The 22,101-nt window shown below is 36.0% G+C and carries 20 protein-coding genes and 1 pseudogene; 8 read left to right on the top strand and 13 right to left on the bottom strand.

The window, feature by feature from the left end; all coding sequences use genetic code 11:
* Window positions 1-145 precede the first annotated feature (145 nt).
* Entirely contained in the window at window positions 146-568 is a 423-nt protein-coding gene (locus tag CP355_RS02800) for a hypothetical protein (RefSeq protein ID WP_098043853.1), read from the top strand.
* A 51-nt stretch (window positions 569-619) separates the two neighbouring features.
* Here CP355_RS02800 and CP355_RS02795 read toward each other — a convergent pair whose 3' ends face one another.
* From CP355_RS02795 to CP355_RS02770, 6 genes are all read right to left on the bottom strand, one after another.
* Window positions 620-2,104: a restriction endonuclease subunit S gene (locus tag CP355_RS02795; protein ID WP_098043852.1), complete on the bottom strand. Its 1,485-nt coding sequence runs from the start codon at window positions 2,102-2,104 to the stop codon at window positions 620-622.
* On the bottom strand, window positions 2,104-3,582 hold the full coding sequence (locus CP355_RS02790; protein ID WP_098043851.1) for a class I SAM-dependent DNA methyltransferase: 1,479 nt from the start codon (window positions 3,580-3,582) through the stop codon (window positions 2,104-2,106). Before CP355_RS02790 ends, CP355_RS02795 begins: the two co-directional genes overlap by 1 nt.
* A gap of 12 nt (window positions 3,583-3,594) precedes the next feature.
* Complete coding sequence (gene hsdR, locus CP355_RS02785) at window positions 3,595-5,898, bottom strand: EcoAI/FtnUII family type I restriction enzme subunit R (RefSeq protein ID WP_098043850.1); 2,304 nt, start codon at window positions 5,896-5,898, stop codon at window positions 3,595-3,597.
* Between the two features lie 326 nt (window positions 5,899-6,224).
* On the bottom strand, window positions 6,225-7,868 hold the full coding sequence (gene purD / locus CP355_RS02780) for a phosphoribosylamine--glycine ligase (protein WP_098043849.1): 1,644 nt from the start codon (window positions 7,866-7,868) through the stop codon (window positions 6,225-6,227).
* Window positions 7,869-8,008: 140 nt separating this feature from the next.
* Window positions 8,009-8,890, bottom strand: a complete 882-nt coding sequence (locus tag CP355_RS02775) for an SPFH domain-containing protein (protein ID WP_098037018.1) — start codon at window positions 8,888-8,890, stop codon at window positions 8,009-8,011.
* Between the two features lie 17 nt (window positions 8,891-8,907).
* A complete protein-coding gene (locus CP355_RS02770) occupies window positions 8,908-9,222 on the bottom strand; it encodes a type II toxin-antitoxin system RelB/DinJ family antitoxin (protein WP_025005298.1) in 315 nt (104 codons plus the stop codon).
* Window positions 9,223-9,376: 154 nt separating this feature from the next.
* On the opposite strand from CP355_RS02770, the gene CP355_RS10175 reads away from it, so the two are divergent.
* Window positions 9,377-9,559 (top strand): hypothetical protein, encoded by a 183-nt coding sequence (locus tag CP355_RS10175; protein ID WP_143468453.1) that lies wholly within the window; start codon window positions 9,377-9,379, stop codon window positions 9,557-9,559.
* A 58-nt stretch (window positions 9,560-9,617) separates the two neighbouring features.
* Here CP355_RS10175 and CP355_RS02765 read toward each other — a convergent pair whose 3' ends face one another.
* Window positions 9,618-10,595 (bottom strand): class III bacteriocin, encoded by a 978-nt coding sequence (locus CP355_RS02765; RefSeq protein ID WP_098043848.1) that lies wholly within the window; start codon window positions 10,593-10,595, stop codon window positions 9,618-9,620.
* A 133-nt stretch (window positions 10,596-10,728) separates the two neighbouring features.
* Between CP355_RS02765 and CP355_RS02760 the strand changes: the two are divergent.
* The 5 genes and pseudogenes from CP355_RS02760 (at window position 10,729) to CP355_RS02740 (ending at window position 16,793) form a co-directional block, all read left to right on the top strand.
* Window positions 10,729-12,241 (top strand): annotated as a pseudogene (locus CP355_RS02760) (M1 family metallopeptidase).
* A 187-nt stretch (window positions 12,242-12,428) separates the two neighbouring features.
* Window positions 12,429-13,049, top strand: a complete 621-nt coding sequence (locus CP355_RS02755; protein ID WP_056940766.1) for an IS607 family transposase — start codon at window positions 12,429-12,431, stop codon at window positions 13,047-13,049.
* Window positions 13,024-14,184, top strand: a complete 1,161-nt coding sequence (locus CP355_RS02750) for an RNA-guided endonuclease TnpB family protein (protein WP_087176141.1) — start codon at window positions 13,024-13,026, stop codon at window positions 14,182-14,184. Before CP355_RS02755 ends, CP355_RS02750 begins: the two co-directional genes overlap by 26 nt.
* Before the next feature lie 189 nt (window positions 14,185-14,373).
* Complete coding sequence (locus tag CP355_RS02745; protein WP_098043847.1) at window positions 14,374-15,351, top strand: SLAP domain-containing protein; 978 nt, start codon at window positions 14,374-14,376, stop codon at window positions 15,349-15,351.
* Between the two features lie 107 nt (window positions 15,352-15,458).
* Window positions 15,459-16,793, top strand: a complete 1,335-nt coding sequence (locus tag CP355_RS02740) for an MATE family efflux transporter (RefSeq protein ID WP_098043846.1) — start codon at window positions 15,459-15,461, stop codon at window positions 16,791-16,793.
* A gap of 56 nt (window positions 16,794-16,849) precedes the next feature.
* Here CP355_RS02740 and murC read toward each other — a convergent pair whose 3' ends face one another.
* Complete coding sequence (murC, locus tag CP355_RS02735) at window positions 16,850-18,163, bottom strand: UDP-N-acetylmuramate--L-alanine ligase (RefSeq protein WP_098043845.1); 1,314 nt, start codon at window positions 18,161-18,163, stop codon at window positions 16,850-16,852.
* A gap of 94 nt (window positions 18,164-18,257) precedes the next feature.
* On the opposite strand from murC, the gene CP355_RS02730 reads away from it, so the two are divergent.
* Window positions 18,258-19,577, top strand: coding sequence for a hypothetical protein (locus CP355_RS02730; RefSeq protein WP_098043844.1), 1,320 nt, complete (start codon window positions 18,258-18,260; stop codon window positions 19,575-19,577).
* A 60-nt stretch (window positions 19,578-19,637) separates the two neighbouring features.
* Here the strand turns inward: CP355_RS02730 and CP355_RS02725 are convergent, their stop codons facing one another.
* The 5 genes from CP355_RS02725 to trmB form a co-directional block, all read right to left on the bottom strand.
* Window positions 19,638-20,108, bottom strand: a complete 471-nt coding sequence (locus CP355_RS02725; protein WP_199161204.1) for a hypothetical protein — start codon at window positions 20,106-20,108, stop codon at window positions 19,638-19,640.
* Entirely contained in the window at window positions 20,108-20,281 is a 174-nt protein-coding gene (locus CP355_RS10265) for a hypothetical protein (RefSeq protein ID WP_158227253.1), read from the bottom strand. The genes CP355_RS02725 and CP355_RS10265 overlap by 1 nt, the downstream gene beginning before the upstream one ends.
* 99 nt (window positions 20,282-20,380) lie before the next feature.
* On the bottom strand, window positions 20,381-21,028 hold the full coding sequence (ytpR, locus tag CP355_RS02720; RefSeq protein WP_012212147.1) for a YtpR family tRNA-binding protein: 648 nt from the start codon (window positions 21,026-21,028) through the stop codon (window positions 20,381-20,383).
* A gap of 19 nt (window positions 21,029-21,047) precedes the next feature.
* Entirely contained in the window at window positions 21,048-21,368 is a 321-nt protein-coding gene (locus CP355_RS02715; protein WP_025005554.1) for a thioredoxin family protein, read from the bottom strand.
* 69 nt (window positions 21,369-21,437) lie between these two features.
* Window positions 21,438-22,091 (bottom strand): tRNA (guanosine(46)-N7)-methyltransferase TrmB, encoded by a 654-nt coding sequence (trmB, locus tag CP355_RS02710; protein WP_098043843.1) that lies wholly within the window; start codon window positions 22,089-22,091, stop codon window positions 21,438-21,440.
* Between the last annotated feature and the right edge of the window lie 10 nt (window positions 22,092-22,101).

Below are 22,101 nucleotides of genomic sequence, written 5' to 3'. Positions count from 1 at the left end.
ATGGTGCTTATTACCGCAAGGTTGATACGCAATTCGGACAAATAGAAATCAAAGTGGCAACAATACAGATAGTTCAGGTAATACAGATAATGGTCCGTTAGCTACCAAAGATGACTACGAACAATTAAGTCGTATATTACAAAAATTGGAATTTATTAACACTGATGATGCTACTTGGGTTAAGAGAAAACCACTTGAAGCAGCCACTAGTAAAGCTGAAGATTATTTAGCCAATCGCCAAACAGAACCTGCTACAGTAGCAGATATTAAGAAAGTGATTTCTGATATAAATACAGCAGCGGACAACTTAGATGGTGATGCCGAAAATAAGAAAAAGCCTACATTAACTGTTGAACTTTCAACCAGAGATAATACTCGTAAAACAGATTGGACACCTGAGGCAGAAAAGCAGGTGCTAACTATAGCTAATGAATTGTATGGTACAGATGATGCTCGCTTTATTGAAGGAACAGATAATAAAAGTATTGGCTTAACTGATGGCGATGGTGTAGTCTTTGTTCTAGATTCAAATGAATTTTATAATTCAAATTATAAATACATTAATTAATTCAAACATATATAAAAGTCGCATGGACACTGAATCCTGCGACTTTTTGTTTTATTTAGATAAACTACTTATTGAATCTTGGAGTTTTTGGATTTTTGCTACGATCCGTTTTTGTTCTTTCAATGGAGGCAAAGGTACAGGAGTTGCTTTGAGTTTTTTAGAATCAATAGTTGGTAGAGCTGTACCTTTGACGTAATTTCTTATGTCTAGACTGCTGAATAAGTAAAAAATATATTTATAATAAGTAGGACTTAAAGGAATTATTCCACTAGTATTAAGATCTACCAAAGAATTTTCTACTAAAATTCTTTTTTTAGCAGTTAATACCGCTCCTCCATTTTTAGGAAATATTATTGTATCTTTAGGCATAAGTTGCTTTTTATATTTATCACCTACATAATTTTTAACGTTTTTCATGTATATTCTGTTATTATTCATATCTCTAACTTTAAAATACGGATATTTTCCTTTAAAACTTATATCCTGTTTTTTAGGTGTTTTTCCATTTTTTAAAATTGATATACTTTCTAATCTTACCCATTCCCAACTATCAGGAATATCAAACGGCTTTTCATCATCAGTAATTGCAGGTAGCTTCTTGCTTTTCTTAATCTTGCCTTCTTTGATTAATTCAGCTTTTTTATTTTCAATCTTCTTGATTAATTCACTAGCTGGTTCATCACTAGGATCTTGTTTAACCAGCTTACCTTCCATTGCATACCGCAAGACAGATTGTTTTAATTTATCTTCAAATTCATTATCAATCTTCTGAAGACGATTATATGATTCAGCATATTCATCTACCAAAGGCATTAATTTTTTAATCTTTGCTACAATACGTTTTTGTTCTTCTAATGGTGGAATAGGCAAAATATATTTTTTAACTTTAGTCAAACTAGTACGTTTTCTGGTAATTCCTTGTACTTCAGCATCAACTTGTGATTTAAAAACTGAAGAATTAATAGCAAAATATAAAAAATCTTTATACAGCAACTTATTAGGTACAAATTTTACAGCATCTGAAGATAATACAAATTTTTTCTCTAAATGTTGTGGAACTATAATAGCTCGACCAGCTGGCATCATTTTAGCAATTACGATATCTCCAGCTTCAACTTCACTTCTTTTTATGTCTTTTAAGTGTTCAAAAGTTGTGTATCGATGGTTAGCATCTCTCCAACCACGTTCACCAATATTACTTAATTGAATTATTCTTACTTCTTTTTTATCGGTATAATGTTCTTTTTTTAAATTACTTCCAAAAGGACCATCTGCAAATGGATATTGTACATTCTCACTTAAATCATTTAACCTAGCCCACTCCCAGTTATCTGGAATATCGAAAGGCTTTTCGTCGTCGGTAATCAAAGGTAATTTCTTACTTTTTTTGATCTTGCTTTCTTTAGCTAATCTAGTTCTTTGGCTTTTAATCTTTTGTATTAATTCGCTAGCTGGTTCATCGTTAGGATCTTGCTTAACCAGCTTGCCTTCCATGGCATACTGCAGAATTGAAGCTCTTAATTGTTCAGGGGTCATTAGTCGTCCTCCTCAAGCAATTGTTTAATAATGGATAATTGCTTATCAATCTTCGCATTTAATTCTTTGCGCTCTTTTTGATACTTATCCATCAATTCAAATGGTGGCAATACTTCTTCAGTTTCTGTTGGAAAACCGCATAAATCAAAGTTGTAATTATTCTTAGCTAATTCTTCAGGAGTATAAGCTTTAGACTTATAATTACCATTTTCGTCTTGAATTTCATGACGATCATTCCACCATTCACGCACAGGATCAAAGTGTTTCAGCTTCATTGGACGAGTCTTAGAAAAGTGCTTGTATCCCTTAGGCATATCTAAACGATAGAACCAAGTTTCTTTGGTAGGACCTGTCTTATCAAAGAACAAAATATTAGTGGCAATAGAAGTATATGGACTAAAAATACTACCTGGTAAACGAATAATAGTATGAAGGTTGAAGTCCTTAAGCATACGTTTCTTGATGTTAAGTTTTGCACCGTCGTTACCGAATAAGAAACCATCTGGCAAAATTACACCGACTTTACCATTGTCTTTAATTCGATACATGATCAGTGCTAAGAATAAGTCAGCAGTTTCACTACTTTGTAAATCTGTAGGGAAGTTTTGCTTAATAATAGGTAATTCTGATCCACCGAATGGAGGATTCATCATAATCAAATCAAACTTATCTTTGTCAGTATATTCAGTAACACGCTTTTCGAGCGAGTTCCCGTGAACAATATCTGGATTATCAACATCATGAAGAAGCAAGTTGGTTACGGCCAAGATATATGGTTGACCTTTCTTCTCAATACCAAAAACTTCTTTATTGTAGAGTTCCTTATCTTCAACAGTCTTAACTTGTTTATTTAAGATATTTAAGGCACTAACAAGAAAGCCGCCAGTACCACAAGCCAAATCAGCAATTCTTTGACCCAATTTTGGCTTTAAAGTTTCTGCGATAAAGTCGGTCAATGCACGAGGAGTATAGAATTCACCAGAACTACCAGCACTTTGAAGTTCTTTTAAGATGCTTTCATAGATATCACCAAACAAGTGACGATCTTTAGGATCAGTAAAGTCAACTTCATCAACTACGTTAACTACTTGGCGCAATAAAACACCATTCTTCATGTAGTTATTAGCATCAATAAATGCATCTTTAACGATGGCTTTACTAATAGGAGTTTCATTAGTTACAGTAATATTCTTCAATGTAGGCAATAATTTATTGTTAACGAAATCTAATAATTCATCACTAGTTAATGCCTTACCATCTTTTTTATCGTGAGCCCATTCACGCCAGTGCATCCCTTCAGGAATGATTGACTCATAATTATCTTGATCAATATCCCAAACAAGTTCACGATCATCATAAACTTTCAAAAATAAGATCCAAGATAGTTGTTCAATTCTCTGCGCATCACCATTGATACCTGGATCATTACGCATGATATCTCTTATTCTCTTAACAAACTGAGTAGTTGTACCTGCCATCTAATAAACTCCCTAACTATAGATTTTTTCTTTTACTTTCTTAATAGTATCTTCGTAATTCTTTTTGCCACCAAAGGACAAAATGATCTTAACGGCACCACCATATTTTTCAAATTCAGGTAAACTTAATACCTTATTACTTTCCAAATCAGTAATTCCATCATCTTTATATTTTTCTAGTAAAGCATCAAGAATCTCCCTAGCAGCACCTTGGTATTTATCAAGAATACCTGACTTTTTAACATTCTTAATTCTCTCTGACTTAGTCAGTGGTTTTTGATTGTATGCAAGATGAATCATGAGATCAAATGGATCCATGTCCCTGATACCCTTTTGCTTGATGATTTCCTTATAGAGAATGCCATGCTTTTCCATCTCATCAAGCAGCACTTGTTTCTTATCAGCTTTATTCCAAGCTTGAAGGAAATTATCCAATGTAGCATATTCACCAAGAATATTCTTCTTAGTGTAGTCAACCAGAGAAGTGGTGATTAGGTTACCATGTTCATCTAAGAATTGAGTTTCAGCATTTGAAACCTTTACATTACGATTTACTTCATATTTTTGCTTAGCAGAATCTGATACACCAGAATGATGAGATTTGTGAGAGCCTGTGCCTTTATTGCCATCAATTATCTCAATTGGTTCACCATCAAATGCTGGATCAGCAAATAATCTTGATACTCCACGGAAATCAATGATCGTAAAGTAGCTCTTGCCATGATCAGTATCTAATCGAGTACCACGACCGATGATTTGCTTGAATTCTGTCATGGAATTAATATTTGAATCTAACACAATAGTTTTACAAGTTTTTACGTTAACACCGGTAGTCAACAATTTAGAAGTTGTAACTATTGTTGGAACTTTACTTGTAACATCTTCAAAGTTATCTAATTGTGCTTTACCTGTATTATCATCACCAGTAATTCTCATAACATAACGTGAATCTTGAGCAACTAAATCGGTATTTTCATTCACGAAAGCCTGACGCATTCTTTCAGCATGCTCAATGTCTTCACAAAAGACAATAGTTTTATCCCAACGTCGATCGTTGTCCTTCATATATTTACTTACATATTTAGCAACCATTTCGGTACGTTCATCAATGACTAGACTTTTATCAAAGTCACGTGTTGTATATAACTTCTTGTCAAACTCGCGACCATGTTTATCTCTTTCGCCTTTAAATGGTCGGAAGCCATTAATATCCACATTGAAATTAACTCTGATAACCTTATATGGTGCCAAGAAACCATCTTCAATACCTTGCTTAAGTGAGTATGTGTAAACTGGATCACCAAAGTATTGGATGTTCGAAGCTTCTTTATCATTCTTAGGAGTGGCCGTCATACCTAAATGAGTTACATTAGGGCCATCAAAATAATTTAAAATTTTACGCCATTGACTATCAGCTTTAGCAGAACCACGGTGAGCTTCGTCGATTACAACTAAATCAAAGAAGTCAGGCTTAAGTTGTCTAAATGGTTCATGACCAACATCTTCATCTTTTCCCGCCAATTGTTGATACAAAGCGAATTGAATTGGATATGCGCTATCCATATGTCCATCTTGAACTTTAGTTATCTTGTCACTTAAAGGATTAAAGTCACCTATTCTTGCCTGATCAACCAAGATATTACGGTCAGCTAAATAAAGGACTCTATGCTTAATCCCAGCTTTTAACAAACGATAGACAATTTGAAAAGCAGTGTAAGTTTTACCCGTACCAGTAGCCATAACCAATAAGGCGCGACGATCACCATTAGCTATTTTTTCTACTACACGGTTAATAGCATTTTGTTGGTAATAACGTGGTGAATAAGTATCTCTGGATGAATAATATGGTTCGTTAATTACTTTGATTTCTTTGTCGGAGATTTTCTTTTCCTTAACATATCTCTTCCAAAGTTCTTCTTTAGTTGGGAACTCATCAAGAGTCAAAGTTCTCTCTTTTCCTGTCAACATATCATGCTCAACAAATGCATCCCCATTGGAAGAATAAGCAAATGGAACTTGTAAATCTCTGGCATATCCCATACCTTGCTGCAACCCTGCACTTGGTAATGCATGCTTCTTTCTATCCTTGGCTTCAATCACTGCGATTGGATAATTAGGCTTGTATAAGAGTAAGTAGTCTACTTTCTTACCATTTCCACGTTTGGCTACATCATCTACAACATTGATTTGACCATCCGTGTAGTAATATTCCATCAAAGAATCTTTTTTCTTCCAACCTGCTGTTTCAAAAATAGCAGGTGAAATATATCTGTTCTTGATATCCTCCTCCGTTAAATTCATTTTTTCAGGATCCATATCATTCACCTCATTTAGTTAGGATTTGATTCATCAAAAATCACTTTTAGTTCTATTATCGTAGAAAAAGCGCTACAACTCAATATTCCTGCTACTGAAAAAGCCCTTAGTTTTCACAACTAAGAGCTTTTTAATTATCTTCAAAACCTCCACTTACGTGGAGAACACTAATTACTCGTTCTTCTATTAAAAGTCGCTTCAGGATCACCTCCACCCACGTGGAGAAAAATATATCATCGATCCCATTACTGCGACCGAGCGTTCGTATTAATTATACTAAATCCACCTAAAACAAAAAAGCCCCAACCGGGACTTTCTTCACACATCTAATCTCTCAAAGCGCGATTGCCAATATCATGGCGGTAAAAGCAATCTGGCAAATCAAGCTTACTCAAATATGAATATACATTATCCTGCGCCTGGACTAGATTGTCGGCTTCCAAAATTACCATGAACAGGCGGCCACCATCATCTATCAGATTATTCAAATTACCTTTCACGTTGGCATAATCGATATAAGTATTAGTGCCGTGAGGCAACTTGCCAATCTTCACGTTAGGAGCCGGATGCGTTGGGTAACCTTTGCTGCAAACAACCACGCCTAAGATAGAGCTATTGTTTTCTTCAATTTCAGGCAGCCTTTCATGATTTACCGCTGCATCGATCACTTCTGCAAAATCATTTTTAATTCGAGGTAAGACAACTTGAGTTTCAGGGTCACCCAAGCGAACGTTATATTCAATGACCTTTGGACCATTCTCCGTCATCATTAAACCGATGTACAAAATACCGCAATAATGGTAGTTTCCTTGAACCAATCCATTCATCGTTGGCTTCACGATCTCGTCGATCATTCTTTGACGATCTTCTTTTTTCAGTTGTGGCAAAGGAGAATATGATCCCATACCGCCGGTATTTGGGCCCTTGTCGCCATCGCCAACTCGCTTATGGTCTTGCGCCATTGGCAAAATGGTGAATTGGTCCTCCGAAACAACCACGAACATTGAGTATTCAGGACCAACTAAGCATTCCTCAAGGACGACAGCAGTTTGGCCACCAGCAAACATTTCTCTGATCGTTTCTTCAGCGACGTCTTGGTTCTGAGCAATGGTTACACCTTTACCACCAGCTAAACCATCTTCTTTGATCACCACTGGATAATCGAAGTTCTTCAAACCTGCAATACAAGTTTCAGCACTGGCATAAGTTTCATAGCGAGCCGTTGGAATATTGTATTCGCTCATGAAGCGCAATGCATAATCTTTTGAACCTTCTAATTGTGCTGCTCTTTGGTTAGGACCAAAAATCTTTTGCCCAGCTTCATTAAACTTGTCAGTAATGCCAGCACAAAGGACATTTTCTGGACCAACAAATGTCCAATCGACCTTTTTATTTTTACCACCATCACGTGCAATAAACTCACGGATCAATTCAGTACTATCACTTGAACCATAGCCACCTTCAGAAAGGAATGGTGCAATCTTTTTATTAGAAAATTCGCCGCCATATTCAAGTAGGAATGCCTTCATTGGCTGACTCAAAGTCATTGTCCAAGTTTGATAGCCTAAGTAAATTGTGTCATATTGACTCAAATCAGGTAACTGCATCTCGAGCTCTGGTGGATCATTCTGAATTCTTTCACAGTTAGCGCGATTGAGCGTTTTACGGTAATTTGCTGGATAAGGATTTCTTAAAGTAATTTCTAAAATATCAGCATCAGTTTCATGCGCGATTTTACTTGCTAGCAGCTTAGTTGAGCCAGAACATGACCAAAAGATAATGATGCTTTTGGCATCTTTAGTTAATTTTCTAACTGGTTGACCATCACGATTAGTATCTTGGCCATCGGATGGAGTGCCATAACCATTCTCCCAATCATAGCCACGGCTCTCTAATTGATTTGCGCGAATATCTTCACCATTAATTTGTCCAACAACTGAACCTAAATCTGAATAAGTACGACCAAACATAATTTCCTTTCCCCTCTTGTTCTCAATTGTTACTACAAGTATAAGGCGAGCAAGAGAGTGTGAAAATTACTTAATGTTGATGCTGGTATACGTTAAAAGTATAAAAAAGCTCAATCCTCATTTGAGAATTGAGCTAATTTTTATTCATCTTTCTTATTGTCGCTTGCATCCCACACCTTTTTCAAAGCGGGAACCTTACCCAAGTCAGTCATTTCATCCTTGCCAACCACGATTAAGTTGTTAGGACCTTGAGCTAATTGGTTGAAGCTGTCTAAACTCTGGTTTCTGAAGTATCCTTCGCCGGCTTTTGACAAAGCTTCTTGCATCTTTTGTACACGATAAGCATCGGCATCAGCCTGCGTCTTAACAGCTTCAGCGTTGGCCTTAGCAGTAGCAACCAAAGCATCGTTCTTAGCCTTAGTGGTCATTTCAATGGTACGAGCTTCACCTTCGGCCTTAGCAATTGCGGCAGTCTTTTCACGGTCGGCAGTAAGTTGTTTGTCCATGGCACGTTGAATTTCAGCACTTGGTAAAAGTTCATCAACGTTGACACGAACGACCTTGATACCGTAGATATCAGTCAAGTCACCAGTTGCAGTGAAAAGTTGATCGTTAATTTCCTTAGTTGAGCCAAGGGCTGCGTTCAAATCCATACGACCAATAATGTCACGCAAGTGACCACGGATTAATTGCACCATTGATTCAACTGAGTCGGTGTTGTTGTAGAAGTAACGGTATGAATCAGTGACCAAGTAGTTCAAAGTTAAACTAGTAGAAATTTCAGCGTTATCTTTGGTAATGATTGAGTACTTAGAAATTTCAAGTGGTTGAAGTGCTAATGGAACTTTGCGAATTCTTTGGAAAAGTGGCCAGACAAAGATAAATCCAGCTTTTACTGTCTTAGAATACTTACCCAAGGTTTCAACCAGACCTTCATTATTTTGTGGAACGATTCTAAAACCAAAACAAACATACATAATAACTAAAACAACAATAATGCCAATAATAATTCTTACCATCATAATTTTTACCTCAAAACTTAGTTGTCTTTCTTTTCATTCTTTTCCGCATCAAGCCTCTTGGCGACATCTCCAAGCAAATCTTCCCTTCCGGTCAATGTGTTCAGGCGCTCGTCAAGCAGTTTGGCGTATTCATATTTATTCATTTGATCCAAATTATCCCATGCATTTGGAATCTCTACTCTGAAAGGAATACCATTATGAAGAATAATCTGATCATAGAACATGTTAATTGCCGTAGCTGAATTTAACCCCAGCTTTTTCAGAATAGCTTCTGCCTTTTCCTTCTTTTCTGGATTCATTCTGACATAAAGTCCTGTTGTTTTTTCTGCCATAATTTTTACTCCTTTCTGAATTTGATACTATTATATATCGTTCGCATATAAATTGCATATATTTTTACAAAATATTTCATTTTGAATTAATCGATCTTAATAGCTAAAAATAGGTTTGGTTTTCAGAGTATACTTATATTTATAGAAAGTGAAAATGAAGAAAACAACAATGAAAACTAACAGAAATTCAAAGATTAAGAAAAACAAGTCTAGCTTTTGGGATATTCTTCCTCAAATCAATAACAAAGAAAAAAGACAAGAAATTGAAGAGTTAGGTTATAATCCTTCCGAACAACGTGCTGTTGGTAAAGAAAGAATTACTGATAAAAAGTGCTGATAGTCTTCATAAGCAAAGACACATCAGCACTTTTTTACTTGGTTAAATTTTTATTATTCTACAAATCAGTAATATGGAAAATTTGGTTTTCCAAAGTTCTTAACTTATATTCTCCACCCTTAATGTACTTTTGGTGGTAAGCCACAGTTAAGTAAATATCATTTGCGGCATTAACATGGATACTTTCCATTTCACTGTAACGATCTGGTAAATCAATACCATCAACCATAGCTACTTGCCAGTTATCACTGTTTGTTTCACCCCATGGGAACTTAACAATCTTACGTGACCAAGTAGTTACTTCACCAGTTTCATGGTTAATCTTTGGTGACAATTGGTTAGAAATATAGATATTCTTGTCATCATCAATAGCATAGCCTTGAACTGAATCAATCATTTGTAGCATTTCTTCATCTGGAGCAACACTTGGATTATCGAAGTTGTCGATGTGGAAAGCACTCAAGCAATGTAAATCAGTGATTGGCGTGTTCTTAGTGCCATTTTCATTCAACTTTTGGTTTACTTCATTTAAGTCAAACAAACCAAAGTGACCTGAACCATCATCCCAAATTGAAGCAATCATGAAGTACTTGCCATTTGGTGAAACTGAAGCTTCTACTCTGTGCAAGTGATCATGACCATCATAAGGAACGTCGGTTACGTGATTCAAGTGTGACAAACGTGGAAGTTGTGTATTTGAAGTATATCTTTCTGGTAAAAGTCTTGGGTACTTTACTCGTGCAATTTGAGTAGTCCAGTTGCCTGAATTTGGTTTAGCACCTACGAAATATTCATCCTTGTCATTAGCTGGTACCCAGGTTTGCGTGTGGCCAAAGCCCATCATTACTAAGTGTGGATCAGTATAATCGATGTTCTTGGTTAAACCTTCATGTTTTCTATAAACCAACACATCATGTGCACTGTGAAGAAGTTGCAAGGCAAAAACATGATCACCATTTACTACACCAACTTGCGCTACAACATGGTGCATCCCATTCAAGCGATAAACCAAATGAGGTGTAATACTTTTAACCATTCTTATATATCTTCTTTCTTTATATCTATTCATTTTCACTTATACACAAATTATATCCTACCATCAAAAAATAGATTGACTTTATGCCGATAACTTCCAATAATTAGAGTAAATTTTTCTTGGAGGGAAAATTATGAAAAGAAGAACAACACTTTTATTGTCGAGTGCAGTAACCATTGCGGCATTATTTAGCTTCAACTCAAAAGTTCAAGCTACGGCTGATCCTACGATCAAGGCAACAAATTACAACATGATCGTGAAGTTGGACACTCGCAAGAATCAATTAACAGAAAAAGTTACCATGCACGTTGTTAATAACGGCAATGAACCTGTTAGAAATTTATTGGTTAGAAATATTGCTAGCGGCGTGTTGAAATACGACCACAAGCATTTTGAGGCTACAAGAAATGCGACAACTTCAGTTAAAAGCATTTCATCAGATGGTCAAAAGCTTTCTTACACTACCGGTAAAGACAAGAGCAATTTATTTGTTAACAAAAGTCTAAATATAGGTGAATCTACTGATTTAACTGTCAACGTAGTTACCGGCGTGCCTAAGAGACAAGATCGTTTTGGCTACCAAAATATCAACGGCGGTAAGGTTTATAACCTGTCATTCTGTTTCCCATACTTAAGCGATTATCGCAACGGTAAGTGGAATTATCACCCATACTACGATGCTGGTGAAAACCGCAACAGTGCTGTAATCAACTTCCACGTTAGTTTTTTTGCACCTAAGAGCTACAAGGTTGCAGCTTCTGGTCAAAATACCACTAAGAATGGTAAAACCACAATTGTTGCCAACAACATGCGTGAAGTCGGCATCGCAGCTTCCAACAAGTTCAAGGTTGATCACGCTTATGCAAACGGCGTAAGAATCAACGACTACTACCTTGTAAGCAAAAACAGCAAGCAATACAACAAGCTAGCTTTAATGACTGCTCAAGACAGTTTCCACATTTTTACCAAGAAGATCGGCAAATATCCTTACAAAGAAATCGATATTACTGAAACCTTGCTTGGCAAAGATACCGGTGGGATGGAATATCCTGGCTTGATCATGATCGACGCTAGTGGCTTTTTACAAAAGAAGCACCCACTTGATAGATATAATGAATTAACTGAAGATGTTTCTCACGAAGTTGGTCACCAATGGTTCTACGGCACTGTCGGCAGCGACGAATACATGGAACCTTGGCTTGACGAAGGTCTTACCAACCTCCTTGAAAATGGCGTTTACGATTTGACCTACACTAAGAGTAAGTCCTACTGTGCTAAACTGATGCACAGCAAGTTCTACACTCGTAAGAACGTCAAGCGTGCTAACAAGATCTTAAAAAAATGCTAACCAATTCATTAATAAGAATCAAAAGGCCAGCTACATCAACTACCCTGTTAATAATCCACCAAAAGGTGTTGATACTGAAGACATGGCTTACGAACTTGGTATGGATTTCCCTGCTGTTTTAAAAGTAGCCATGGGTGAAAATAAGTTTTTTGATGCTTTACACGATTACTACCAAACTTACTACTTGAAGCAAGCAACCACGGAAGACTTCTTGAACATTATCCGCAAGTATGATAATTCAAAGAAAGTTAACAACGTGATCAATAAATTTATTGATCCTAAGTACTTAAGTGAATAAAATCAAATAACCCCGAAAACGTTTGAGTTTCGAGGTTATTTTTATAGTCTCATAAGTGCTAAAATCAACTTAATGGATTATTACAAAGGAGCTGATCAACTGTTAACAAAAATATGGAAATATGTAGAATATTATAGAAATATTTGCCATAATATTCATTAGAAAGTTAAACATGGAAGTGAATATTATGACAATTTTAAAACCTAAAGATGTCGCTGATCGTTTAGGAATAACCACTAGAACCCTCCAAACATGGGATCGAAAGGGTATTTTTAAAGCTAAGCGCTCTCCTACTAATCGCAGATTCTATACAGAAGATCAAATAAATCAATATTTGAGCAAAAATAGTCTAAGCTCAAATAAAAAACAAGTTGCTTATGCCAGAGTATCAACTTCTGGTCAAAAAGATGACTTAAAAGATCAATTAAGCTATATTCGACAATACGCTAACGCACAAGGTATCGTATTAGACGAAGAAATAAGCGATATTGGCAGCGGCTTAAACTATAAACGGCAAAAATGGAATAATCTTCTAGACGAAGTAATGAACAACAAAATAGATAAAATTTATATTACTTATAAAGATAGATTTATCCGTTTTGGCTATGATTGGTTTGAAAACCTATGTAAAAAGCATGGGACTGAAATAATTGTTTTGAATAATATTGACACTAGTCCTGATAAAGAACTGGTTGATGATCTGATAAGTATAATTCATGTGTTTTCATGCAGACTATATGGCTTAAGAAAGTACAAGAAAAAGATTAGAGGCGAATACTTAAATGACGATCAAGACACAAGTAGTTAAGCTAAAAGTTAATAAGACCATGCAAAAGCATCTTGATGCTCTATGCAACTATCGTCGATACTGCTGGAATAAAGGCTTAGAAACTTGGCAATTAATGTATGAAGCTCATACATTAAACAAAAAAGATAATCCCAGTCCTAACGAACGCAGAGTCCGTGATGAACTAGTCGCAAATAAAGCCGACTGGCAATATGATTTGTCTGCCAGATGTTTACAATTAGCGATTAAAGACTTAGCTAATGCTTGGAAGAACTTCTTTGATAAGTCACAACCTGATTGGGGAATACCTAGTTTTAAATCTAAGAAAGCTCCCAGACAAGGCTTTAAAACTGATAGAGCTAAGATCGTTAATGGCAGGCTTCGCCTTGATCGCCCAAGAAGCATTTCAAAAGAGTCTTGGTTTGATTTAAAAAGCTATGAAGCTCTAAAGATGGATGAAGTCAAAGTAGTAAGTGTCTTCAAAGAAAAAGATGATTATTATGCGGCTCTTCCTTATGAAGAAGAAATTAAACTAAAAGCTAAAACCCAGCAAAAGACAGCAGTTGATGTCAATGTTGGCCACTTTAACTATACCGAGGGGCAAATCAATATTCTGCCTGCTAAATTGCAAAAGCTCTATAAGCGTATTAAGCATTATCAAAGAATGCTGGCACGTAAAAGAGAAGTTAACGGTAAGTTAGCTACAAAATCAAATAATTACTTTGCAGTGAGAACCAAACTGCAAAGAGATTATCGCAAAGCAGCTAATATTCAAAACGATCTATTACAAAAATTTACTACTAAGCTTGTTAATAATTACGATCAAATTGTAATTGAAGATTTGGCAGTCAAAGAAATGATGATGACGCATGTAGCTTCAAAAGGAATGCAGAGATCACTTTTTAGCAAGTTTAGACGAATACTAACTTATAAGTGTGATTGGTATGGCAAAGAATTAATCTTGGCTGATAAAACATACCCATCAACTCAAAGATGTGCTGCGTGCGGTTATGTCAAAAAAGGCGAGGAAAAGATCACTTTGCAGGGCAATAAAAAGCATGGTACCAAACATAATGAGTATGTCTGTTATGAGTGTGGCTACAAGAATGATCGAGATGAAAATGCGGTTTTAAATCTTTTAGCTTTGGCAAAATAAAGAAAATAAACAGGGCTGGCTAGGTCCTTAAGCTGTAAGAGCTAGTCAATGTGATTACTCCTATTTGGAATATCAGAATACTAGTGAAGACGACAGTAAATGAAACAAAGAAAGGAAAAATATATCTTTCTGATATGTAGAAAATTCGTATTCTCCTACATATTTCCATGTTTTATATAGCAGACAAATATGACTACTAAAAAATTAGCAACTATCGCAGCAGCTTTATTAATCAGTGTTGCACCAGCAGCTGCTATTATCAATCAACCTGTTCACACAGTTCAAGCAGCTACGCAATCACAAAAAGGTAAAGTTACTCTCAAGAAATCCTTTAACGGCACAGTTCAAGTCTTCAACAGCAAAGGCAATGCCACTACCACTACCCAAAAAGTCAATGGCAAGAAGATGACTGTTGCTTCAACGGTTAAATCAGGCTCAAGTTTTAAATATTATGGCAAGCCTATCCTGATCCAAGGTAAAAAAGTAGATGCAAAAACTTCTAAGAACTACCACTACACTACCGCTTCTTACGTTAACATCGGTAAAAAACGCTACATCAAATCTTTGAATGTTAGCTCAATGGATGGACAAAATGTTTTAATCTTGAGTTCCAACTCTCGCATTTATGATAAAAACGGTCACCGCACTACTTTCAACGGTATGTCGCTTATTCCTAAATATATGCTAGTTAAAACGCCAGCTAAAACCCACGCCACAACTAAGAATGACGTATTTTTCTACTTTGCAAATCTTAGCGGATCTAAGAAGATAAGTTTGAATACAACCACTATCAAGGGCAAGCCATTTTATGCTTTAGGCAACGGTGTTTATATTTATGCTTCAAATGTTGGTTTTGTTAACGGCAACACTCTTTACCAAGCTTCTGGCACCACTACAGCCACTATTTTAAACAAGATCCACGTTTTAAATAATAAGCTCAAGTCAACTAGCAAGTTGCTCAAGATTGGTCAAAAAGTTAAGGTAGATGCCACCAAGACCACTGGTAAAGGCGACAGCGCTGCACTTTACTTCAGAATTGCCGGTACCAAAGGTAAAAACGCACAATACATTTACTGGGGCGACGATGCTGAATATGGTATGGATCAAGAAAGCACCACAGATGAATTCCAAGGCAACTTCAATTTAGATAATCACCTTGCTAATTAAGATAATATGCTAAAATTAAATTAACGATAATATATGGCGACCTAGAATCGTGAGGTTTTCCTCAAAGTATCTTTCTAGGCCGCTTTTTTCAATGTAGGAGAAAATTTATGGATGAATTATTTGCTAAAGCGCCGATTAAAAAGGTCTACTTTAAGCTAGCATTGCCAGTTGTTCTAGGGATGATCACTACCATGATCTACAACCTGGCAGACACAATGTTTGTTGCCAAAACTGGTGATACAAACTTGGTAGCAGGAATCACGATCGGTGCCCCGCTCTTTACCTTTTTAATTGCCGTTTCCGACATTTTTGGTCTCGGTGGTTCTTCATTGATTTCGCGTTTATTCGGCGAAAAGAATTATGCCTTGAGTAAACGCGTAAGTAGTTTTTGTATGATTGGTGGAATTGTCACCGGTTTAATCTTAACAGCTATTTTACTAATTTTTGAAAATCCGATCCTTCATCTTTTAGGAGCAAAAGCTGCCACTTATCAGGATGCCGCCGATTTTTATCGTGTAATATCAATTGGTGCTGCTCCAATTATCTTTTCAATCATTCCGCAGAACTTAATCAGAACAGAAGGCTTAGCTACCCAAGCAATGGTTGCTACAATGACGGGAACCATTTTAGCTATCATCCTTGATCCTATTTTCTTGTTTGTTTTTAAAATGGGTGCAATTGGTGTTGGGATTGCCAACGTTACAGGTTATCTAGTCACTGATGCTATTCTCATTTACTACGTTTTATACAAAACTGACTACATCAAATTAAAGCTAAAATATAGCAAAATTAGCGGCAAAACAATCAAAGATATCGTAGCAATCGGCATCCCTGGTTCAATCACCAACTTTGCACAAAGCTTTGGCATGGCACTTCTTAACTCATCTTTAGCTCTATACGGTGCAAAAAAAGTTGCCGCAATGGGAATCACCCAAAAGATTTACAGTATCGTTATCTTGGTAATCGTTGGTTTTGCCTTTGGTTCACAACCTTTAATTGGTTACAACTATGGTGCTAAAAACTGGAAACGATTAAAGAAAATTCTAAACTTTGATATTCTTGTACAAGTTGTCTACGCTGTAGTTTCAGGTGGACTGTTGTTCCTCTTTGCTCGTCCAGTTACTGCTTTATTTATGAATCAACCAGATATCGTTAATGCCGGCAGTTACATGTTAATTGCGACCATCATTACTACACCAATCGTTGGTATCATTTTGGTCTACACTACCGTCTTCCAATCAGTAGGTAATGCTTGGGCTGCCTTCATCATGGCAATTACTCGTCAAGGCGTTGTCTACTTTATCGCATTAGAAATTCTAAAAGTCACATTTGGCTACCACGGTATCGTTTGGGCTCAAGCAGCCAGTGATATCATCACCTGCATCATCGGTTACTTTATTTATGAAAAGAGCCTGGATCTCAAGGATAAAATCAAAGATTAGCCAAAATAAAAACTGCTCTCTTATTGAGAACAGTTTTTTTCATACTTATCTTTCAATTAAAGCAATTTTTCAAAAGCGTCTTCATACTTAGGAATATCGCCGGCACCCATGAAGACGATGACTGAATTCTTATTCTTGGTCAAATCAGCAATATTATCCAAATCAATTACTTCAGAACCTGGAATATTTTTAACTAAGTCTTCGCTTGAAATATCACCATTAGCTTCACGAGCTGAAGCATAAATTGGAGTTACATAAGCCTTGTCTACACCACGTAAAATTTCTTCGAAGTCTTTTTGATACTTCTTAGTTCTTGAGAAAGTGTGTGGTTGGAAGACGACAACCAACTTCTTGTCTGGGAACTTTTGACGGGCAGCTTGGATAGTTGCACGCATTTCAGTTGGGTGGTGAGCATAGTCATCAATAACTGCAATGTCGCCAAAGTCTTTTTCACTAAATCTACGCTTAGCACCCTTAAAGGTAAGAAGACCATCACGAATATCATCCATTGGTACCTTTTCAGTGTAGGCAACCGCAATAACAGCAGTTGAGTTCAAAATGCTGTGGTCACCAAACAAGTGAATTTCAAATTCGCCAAGATCCTTGCCATGTGCTAAAACGTGAAACTTAGAACCAGTAGTTGATTTCTTAATATCAACGGCTTGGAAGTCATCAGTATCTTTAAAGCCATAAGTATACTTAGGAATATCAGTCTTAAGGCTTTGAAGACGCTTGTCATCGCCCCATACAAACAATGCCTTCTTAGTTTGATCAGCTGCTGATTGGAATGCGCTGGTGTAATCGTCTTGATCCTTGAAGTAGTCTGGGTGGTCAAAGTCGATGTTAGTCATAATTTGGTAATCTGGGTGATATGCCAAGAAGTGACGACGGTATTCATCAGCTTCGTAAACGAAGAAGCGTGAGTCTGGAACCCCCTTACCACGACCGTCACCAATTAAGTAAGTAGTTGGTGCAACTTCACCTAAAACGTGTGACAAAAGACTAGTGGTTGAAGTCTTGCCGTGAGTACCTGAAATACCGATTGAAGTGTGCATTTGCACGATTTCTTCAACAGTATCTGGGTAGCTTTGCCACTTAACGCCTTTATCAAGACATGCCTTAACTTCTGGGTTATCTTCCTTGAAGGCGTTACCCTTAACGATTACTTGTTCATCGTTACTCTTGATGTTGCTTGGGTCAAAGTCTTTAACTTCAATACCAGCTTTTTCAAGTGGAACTTGAGTGAAGGTGTACTTTTCAATATCACTACCGGCAACGTTGTAGCCTAAGTCGTGAAGAAGTAGTGCTAAGGAAGCCATACCGGTTCCTTTAATACCAATAAACCAAATTTGTTTGTTCTTGTCTAACATTTATTTACCCTCGAATTTTTAACGTTTTTATTCGTTAACTATTTTACCATTTTTGTATGATATAATTTTGAAAAATTACAGAAAGGTACCCAATATGAAATTTGATAAATTTTCTCCCGTAACTGGCAATGACTTAACAATCGTCCAAGGTCAATCACGCTACGGCGTTGATTGCCAAGATAGCACAATCGATATTTATGATTTAACTACTGACAAATACTGGCAAGATAATCCTTTTCCAGGTAATCAATTGGTCTTCTTCAATTTTCAAACTGGACAAAAATTTGAACCGATGTCACGTAAAGAAAACCAATTCTTCTTTAGCGTTATCTACCAAAATGGTTATTTCTATTTTTTGCACGCCCAACTTGATCAAGATCAACTAACCTTATTCAAATATCTTCCTAGTCAAAAACCTGAAATTATTCATCAAATGCCACTTACTGGTTTACATACTCTTAATTTATCGCTAGTTAATGATCGAGTACATGTCTGGATTGCTTCTTTTAATGATGCCATTGACTTCTACTATCCGCAAAAATTTTCCGTAGTTAATGAACCCGATCAAAGCCTGCTTTTCATCGATGATAACAAGCTTTACTTTGAACAAAATAGTGACTTTTATTCAGATAACGAATACGAACACATTCCTGATCGGATAATCATCAAAGATTTTAATGATCATGTTCTCAACAACATGCAAGGAAATATCATCTTGCTATCTAATGGTCTATGGCAAAAAGTTAATGATAGTTTCATCTTGCCTTATTGGGGAGAACAGCACCCGTTAAATGGTCAAGATCGGTATTGGGTAACAATTTCTGATTATACTAATTTTGAAGATCTACGTAAGAGTTATTGGAAAAATAGAATCTATCCTGGTAATCGTCTGATCTTTTTTGATCAAAAGACTGGCAAAACTCTTTCACCATTTTCAGCTAAGCCTAATATTTGTTACGGTGAAGCAATTTTCAATGATGGATTTTTCTATTTTACTCAAGTAAACATTGAAGCAAACGAATTACATATTTTTAAATACTATCCTGAACAAGAAGCAGAAATTATTTTTACCTGCTCATTAAATGCGGTAAATTTAAATGATCTATATCTAATACGTTCTGATAATCAAGTACAATTAATCAGCAATACTGATCAGAACTCAGAAACAGAAAAATCCGTAGTCAAAGGTGTTTTCCCTGAAAAATTCACCCTAACTTGTACTGAAAGTCAACTGCCTCTATTTATGAAGAATCATCAAATGTATTTCAGTGATTATGAAGAGCAGTACAATGACAATGGTGATTTTGTTAAATACGTTTACTACACCTGTAGCAAAAATTTAAACAATAAATTGATTTCAAAAGAACTTGGCTTGTACACTCTAGCTCCAGACGGCAAATGGTGGTTAAGCTAACAAAAAAGTTGATAAATTAGCTTCAAAACTAGTTTATCAACTTTTTACTTTATATTTTTATTAATTATCATGTGCTATTATTTTTCTTGACCAATTAGGTAGTTCAGAAGTCATAAAATGCTTATTATCAATCCGCTGATAAGTTCTAATTAATGAGTCACCTGAATTGTCATAGATACTTACAGAATCAAACTTTCTTATCAATTCGTATAATGTATTTAAGGATCTATCATATCTTTTCTTTATCATTTCTTTTCTAGCATAATCTAAAATTTTCTCATAAGTTTTAACATGTGCTGCTAGTGTAGTTTCAAAACTACATGTTTCATGATGTTTAATATGTCCTTTTAATTCATTTGCGGCAATTCGCATTGCCGCTAAATTTTTAGAATTATCTTGCCAATCCCAACCATTTCGACGACTTATTTCATCTGCATTTATTTCATATGGTATGACTTTATTAAACTGACTTTGAGTTAATGTGGATTTTCCCGCTCCATTCACACCAGCAAAAATATACAAAATAGGCATTAATACGGTCCACCTTGACTAATAAGTTTTTGCTGTTTTTGTGCCAGAATATAATTATAAATACTATTCCATAATGTCCATTCATTTTGATCTTTTGCATCATTACAATGTTGCTCAACATCAATTAGACTAACGGCATTAATTGAGCGAATAATTTGTTCAGTATCTGACATAAAATCATATCCTTTGAGTATATATTATACAAAATTAAATCAAAAAAAGATTGCAAAACCATTCAGGTGTTGCAATCTTTTTTATATACTAAATTCAAATTATAAGGTAATTTCACCACTAGCGATCAATTCGTCGCACTTAGTTGGTTCAAATTCTGCACCAACTTCAAAGTTGTCAGGAACAACCATAATACCACGCTTTTGTGGTGCGTGTGGAAGTCCTAATTCACGAGCTGAACAAATCATACCATATGAATCAACACCGCGAAGAGCGCCTGGCCAAATTTGTTCACCATTTGGCATTAAAGTACCTGGAAGAGCAACAACAACCTTTTGGCCTTGTGCAATGTTAGGAGCACCACAAACGATTTGGTGTTCTTCACCGTCACCTACTTCAACAGTAGTTACGTGAAGGTGATCTGAATCTGGGTGCTTTTCACAGGTCTTAACGTAGCCGTAAACAAGAGTTGGCTTGCCATAAGCTAACTTATCATCAAAACCAACTTCAGCAAGCTTCTTATTTAATGCTGCAAGTTCATCATCTGAAAGCTTAACTGGACCATTTGGCAACTTGTCAAAGTCGATTAACTTATCAACATTGAAAAAGTTAAAACCAATAGTCTTGCCTTCATCGTTAGTTACGCGAGTAACATCTTCTTTTTCTTCAAATGAACTACGGCCTTCATCATGACCCATAATCACGATCAAAGTATTAGGATAAGCTTCTTTATTAGTACTAGTAATCATGCTTCTCTATTTTCTCCTTTTAATCAAGTGATCGTAAAAAGTTTTCTACTTCATCTTTAGTTTTACGGTCCTTATTTACTAGTCTACCAATTTCTTTGCCATCTTGGTAGACAACAAATGAAGGAATTCCCATAATCATTAATTTTTTTGCAACATCCATTGAGCCATCACGGTCAATTTGGTAAAACTTAGCATCTGAGAAATCTTTTTCAATTTCTGGCAAGAATGGATCTAAGAAACGGCAATCAGGGCACCAGTTTGCAGAAAATTCCAATACAACGCGGCCTGACTTCGTGATTTCTGTTAATTGATCTTCTGTTAATTCTTTAATCTTTTCCATAATTTTATCCCTCATTATCAGCTTACTATTTATAAGTATTTTAATGATTAAAAATTCATTTTACAAGTGCTATGCTTCAAAACTTGCATGCACTGCATAAATTGGATTGCCTTTAGCAGCAAATTTATGCTCGTATTCAGTTTCAATATTCTTCTCCACGATTTCGGGCTTTTCGTGATGTAAGTCCACTGAAACGAAATCAAAGTGCATCCCAAAATTATTCATACTTTGCACAGAATAAGCAAACAAACCAGAATTATCTGTCTTAAATTCGATATGACCGTCATTAGTTAAGACTTGTTGATATTTAGCTAAAAAGCTCTTATAAGTCAATCTACGCTTCTCGTGGCGGGTCTTTGGCCATGGATCACTAAAGTTTAAGTAAATGACATTTGTGCTGTTTTCAGGGAAGAAACAGTTAATATCAGCCGCATCCCCACGCAAAATTTGTAAGTTATCTAGACCCTTTTCAAGCTTAGTTCTCAAAATAATCCCAGCTGCAGTAGTTTGAAGTTCAAGTGCTACATAATTTTTATCGGGATTATTTTCAGCTAATGTAGTAATAAAATGTCCTTTACCAGAACCTACTTCAATTTCAATCGGATTGTCATTACCAAAACGTGCTGCCCAATCAATCTTCTTGTCAGGGTCAGGATTTTGCAAAACACTTTCAGGATGTTCATTAACGAGCTTTACAGCCCAAGGTTTATTTCTTAATCTCATTCTTTCAATT

The sequence above is a fragment of the Lactobacillus sp. UMNPBX4 genome (assembly GCF_002554115.1).
GTDB lineage: Bacteria > Bacillota > Bacilli > Lactobacillales > Lactobacillaceae > Lactobacillus > Lactobacillus gallinarum.
Note: the sequence above shows the minus strand (reverse complement) of the source record. Positions and strands in the feature narration are given on the sequence as shown.

Excerpts from the sequence above, each read along its gene's own strand:
- CP355_RS02715 (WP_025005554.1), bottom strand. The coding sequence starts at position 21,368 with ATGGAAAAGATTAAAGAATTAACAGAAGATCAATTAACAGAAATCACG.
- CP355_RS02755 (WP_056940766.1), top strand. The coding sequence starts at position 12,429 with ATGACAATTTTAAAACCTAAAGATGTCGCTGATCGTTTAGGAATAACC.
- CP355_RS02725 (WP_199161204.1), bottom strand. The coding sequence starts at position 20,108 with ATGCCTATTTTGTATATTTTTGCTGGTGTGAATGGAGCGGGAAAATCC.
- CP355_RS02740 (WP_098043846.1), top strand. The coding sequence starts at position 15,459 with ATGGATGAATTATTTGCTAAAGCGCCGATTAAAAAGGTCTACTTTAAG.
- purD (WP_098043849.1), bottom strand. The coding sequence starts at position 7,868 with ATGTTTGGTCGTACTTATTCAGATTTAGGTTCAGTTGTTGGACAAATT.
- CP355_RS02770 (WP_025005298.1), bottom strand. The coding sequence starts at position 9,222 with ATGGCAGAAAAAACAACAGGACTTTATGTCAGAATGAATCCAGAAAAG.
- ytpR (WP_012212147.1), bottom strand. The coding sequence starts at position 21,028 with ATGATTACTAGTACTAATAAAGAAGCTTATCCTAATACTTTGATCGTG.
- trmB (WP_098043843.1), bottom strand. The coding sequence starts at position 22,091 with ATGAGATTAAGAAATAAACCTTGGGCTGTAAAGCTCGTTAATGAACAT.
- CP355_RS10265 (WP_158227253.1), bottom strand. The coding sequence starts at position 20,281 with ATGTCAGATACTGAACAAATTATTCGCTCAATTAATGCCGTTAGTCTA.
- CP355_RS02745 (WP_098043847.1), top strand. The coding sequence starts at position 14,374 with ATGACTACTAAAAAATTAGCAACTATCGCAGCAGCTTTATTAATCAGT.
- CP355_RS02730 (WP_098043844.1), top strand. The coding sequence starts at position 18,258 with ATGAAATTTGATAAATTTTCTCCCGTAACTGGCAATGACTTAACAATC.
- CP355_RS02750 (WP_087176141.1), top strand. The coding sequence starts at position 13,024 with ATGACGATCAAGACACAAGTAGTTAAGCTAAAAGTTAATAAGACCATG.
- hsdR (WP_098043850.1), bottom strand. The coding sequence starts at position 5,898 with ATGGATCCTGAAAAAATGAATTTAACGGAGGAGGATATCAAGAACAGA.
- CP355_RS02765 (WP_098043848.1), bottom strand. The coding sequence starts at position 10,595 with ATGGTTAAAAGTATTACACCTCATTTGGTTTATCGCTTGAATGGGATG.
- CP355_RS02795 (WP_098043852.1), bottom strand. The coding sequence starts at position 2,104 with ATGACCCCTGAACAATTAAGAGCTTCAATTCTGCAGTATGCCATGGAA.
- murC (WP_098043845.1), bottom strand. The coding sequence starts at position 18,163 with ATGTTAGACAAGAACAAACAAATTTGGTTTATTGGTATTAAAGGAACC.
- CP355_RS10175 (WP_143468453.1), top strand. The coding sequence starts at position 9,377 with ATGAAGAAAACAACAATGAAAACTAACAGAAATTCAAAGATTAAGAAA.
- CP355_RS02790 (WP_098043851.1), bottom strand. The coding sequence starts at position 3,582 with ATGGCAGGTACAACTACTCAGTTTGTTAAGAGAATAAGAGATATCATG.
- CP355_RS02775 (WP_098037018.1), bottom strand. The coding sequence starts at position 8,890 with ATGATGGTAAGAATTATTATTGGCATTATTGTTGTTTTAGTTATTATG.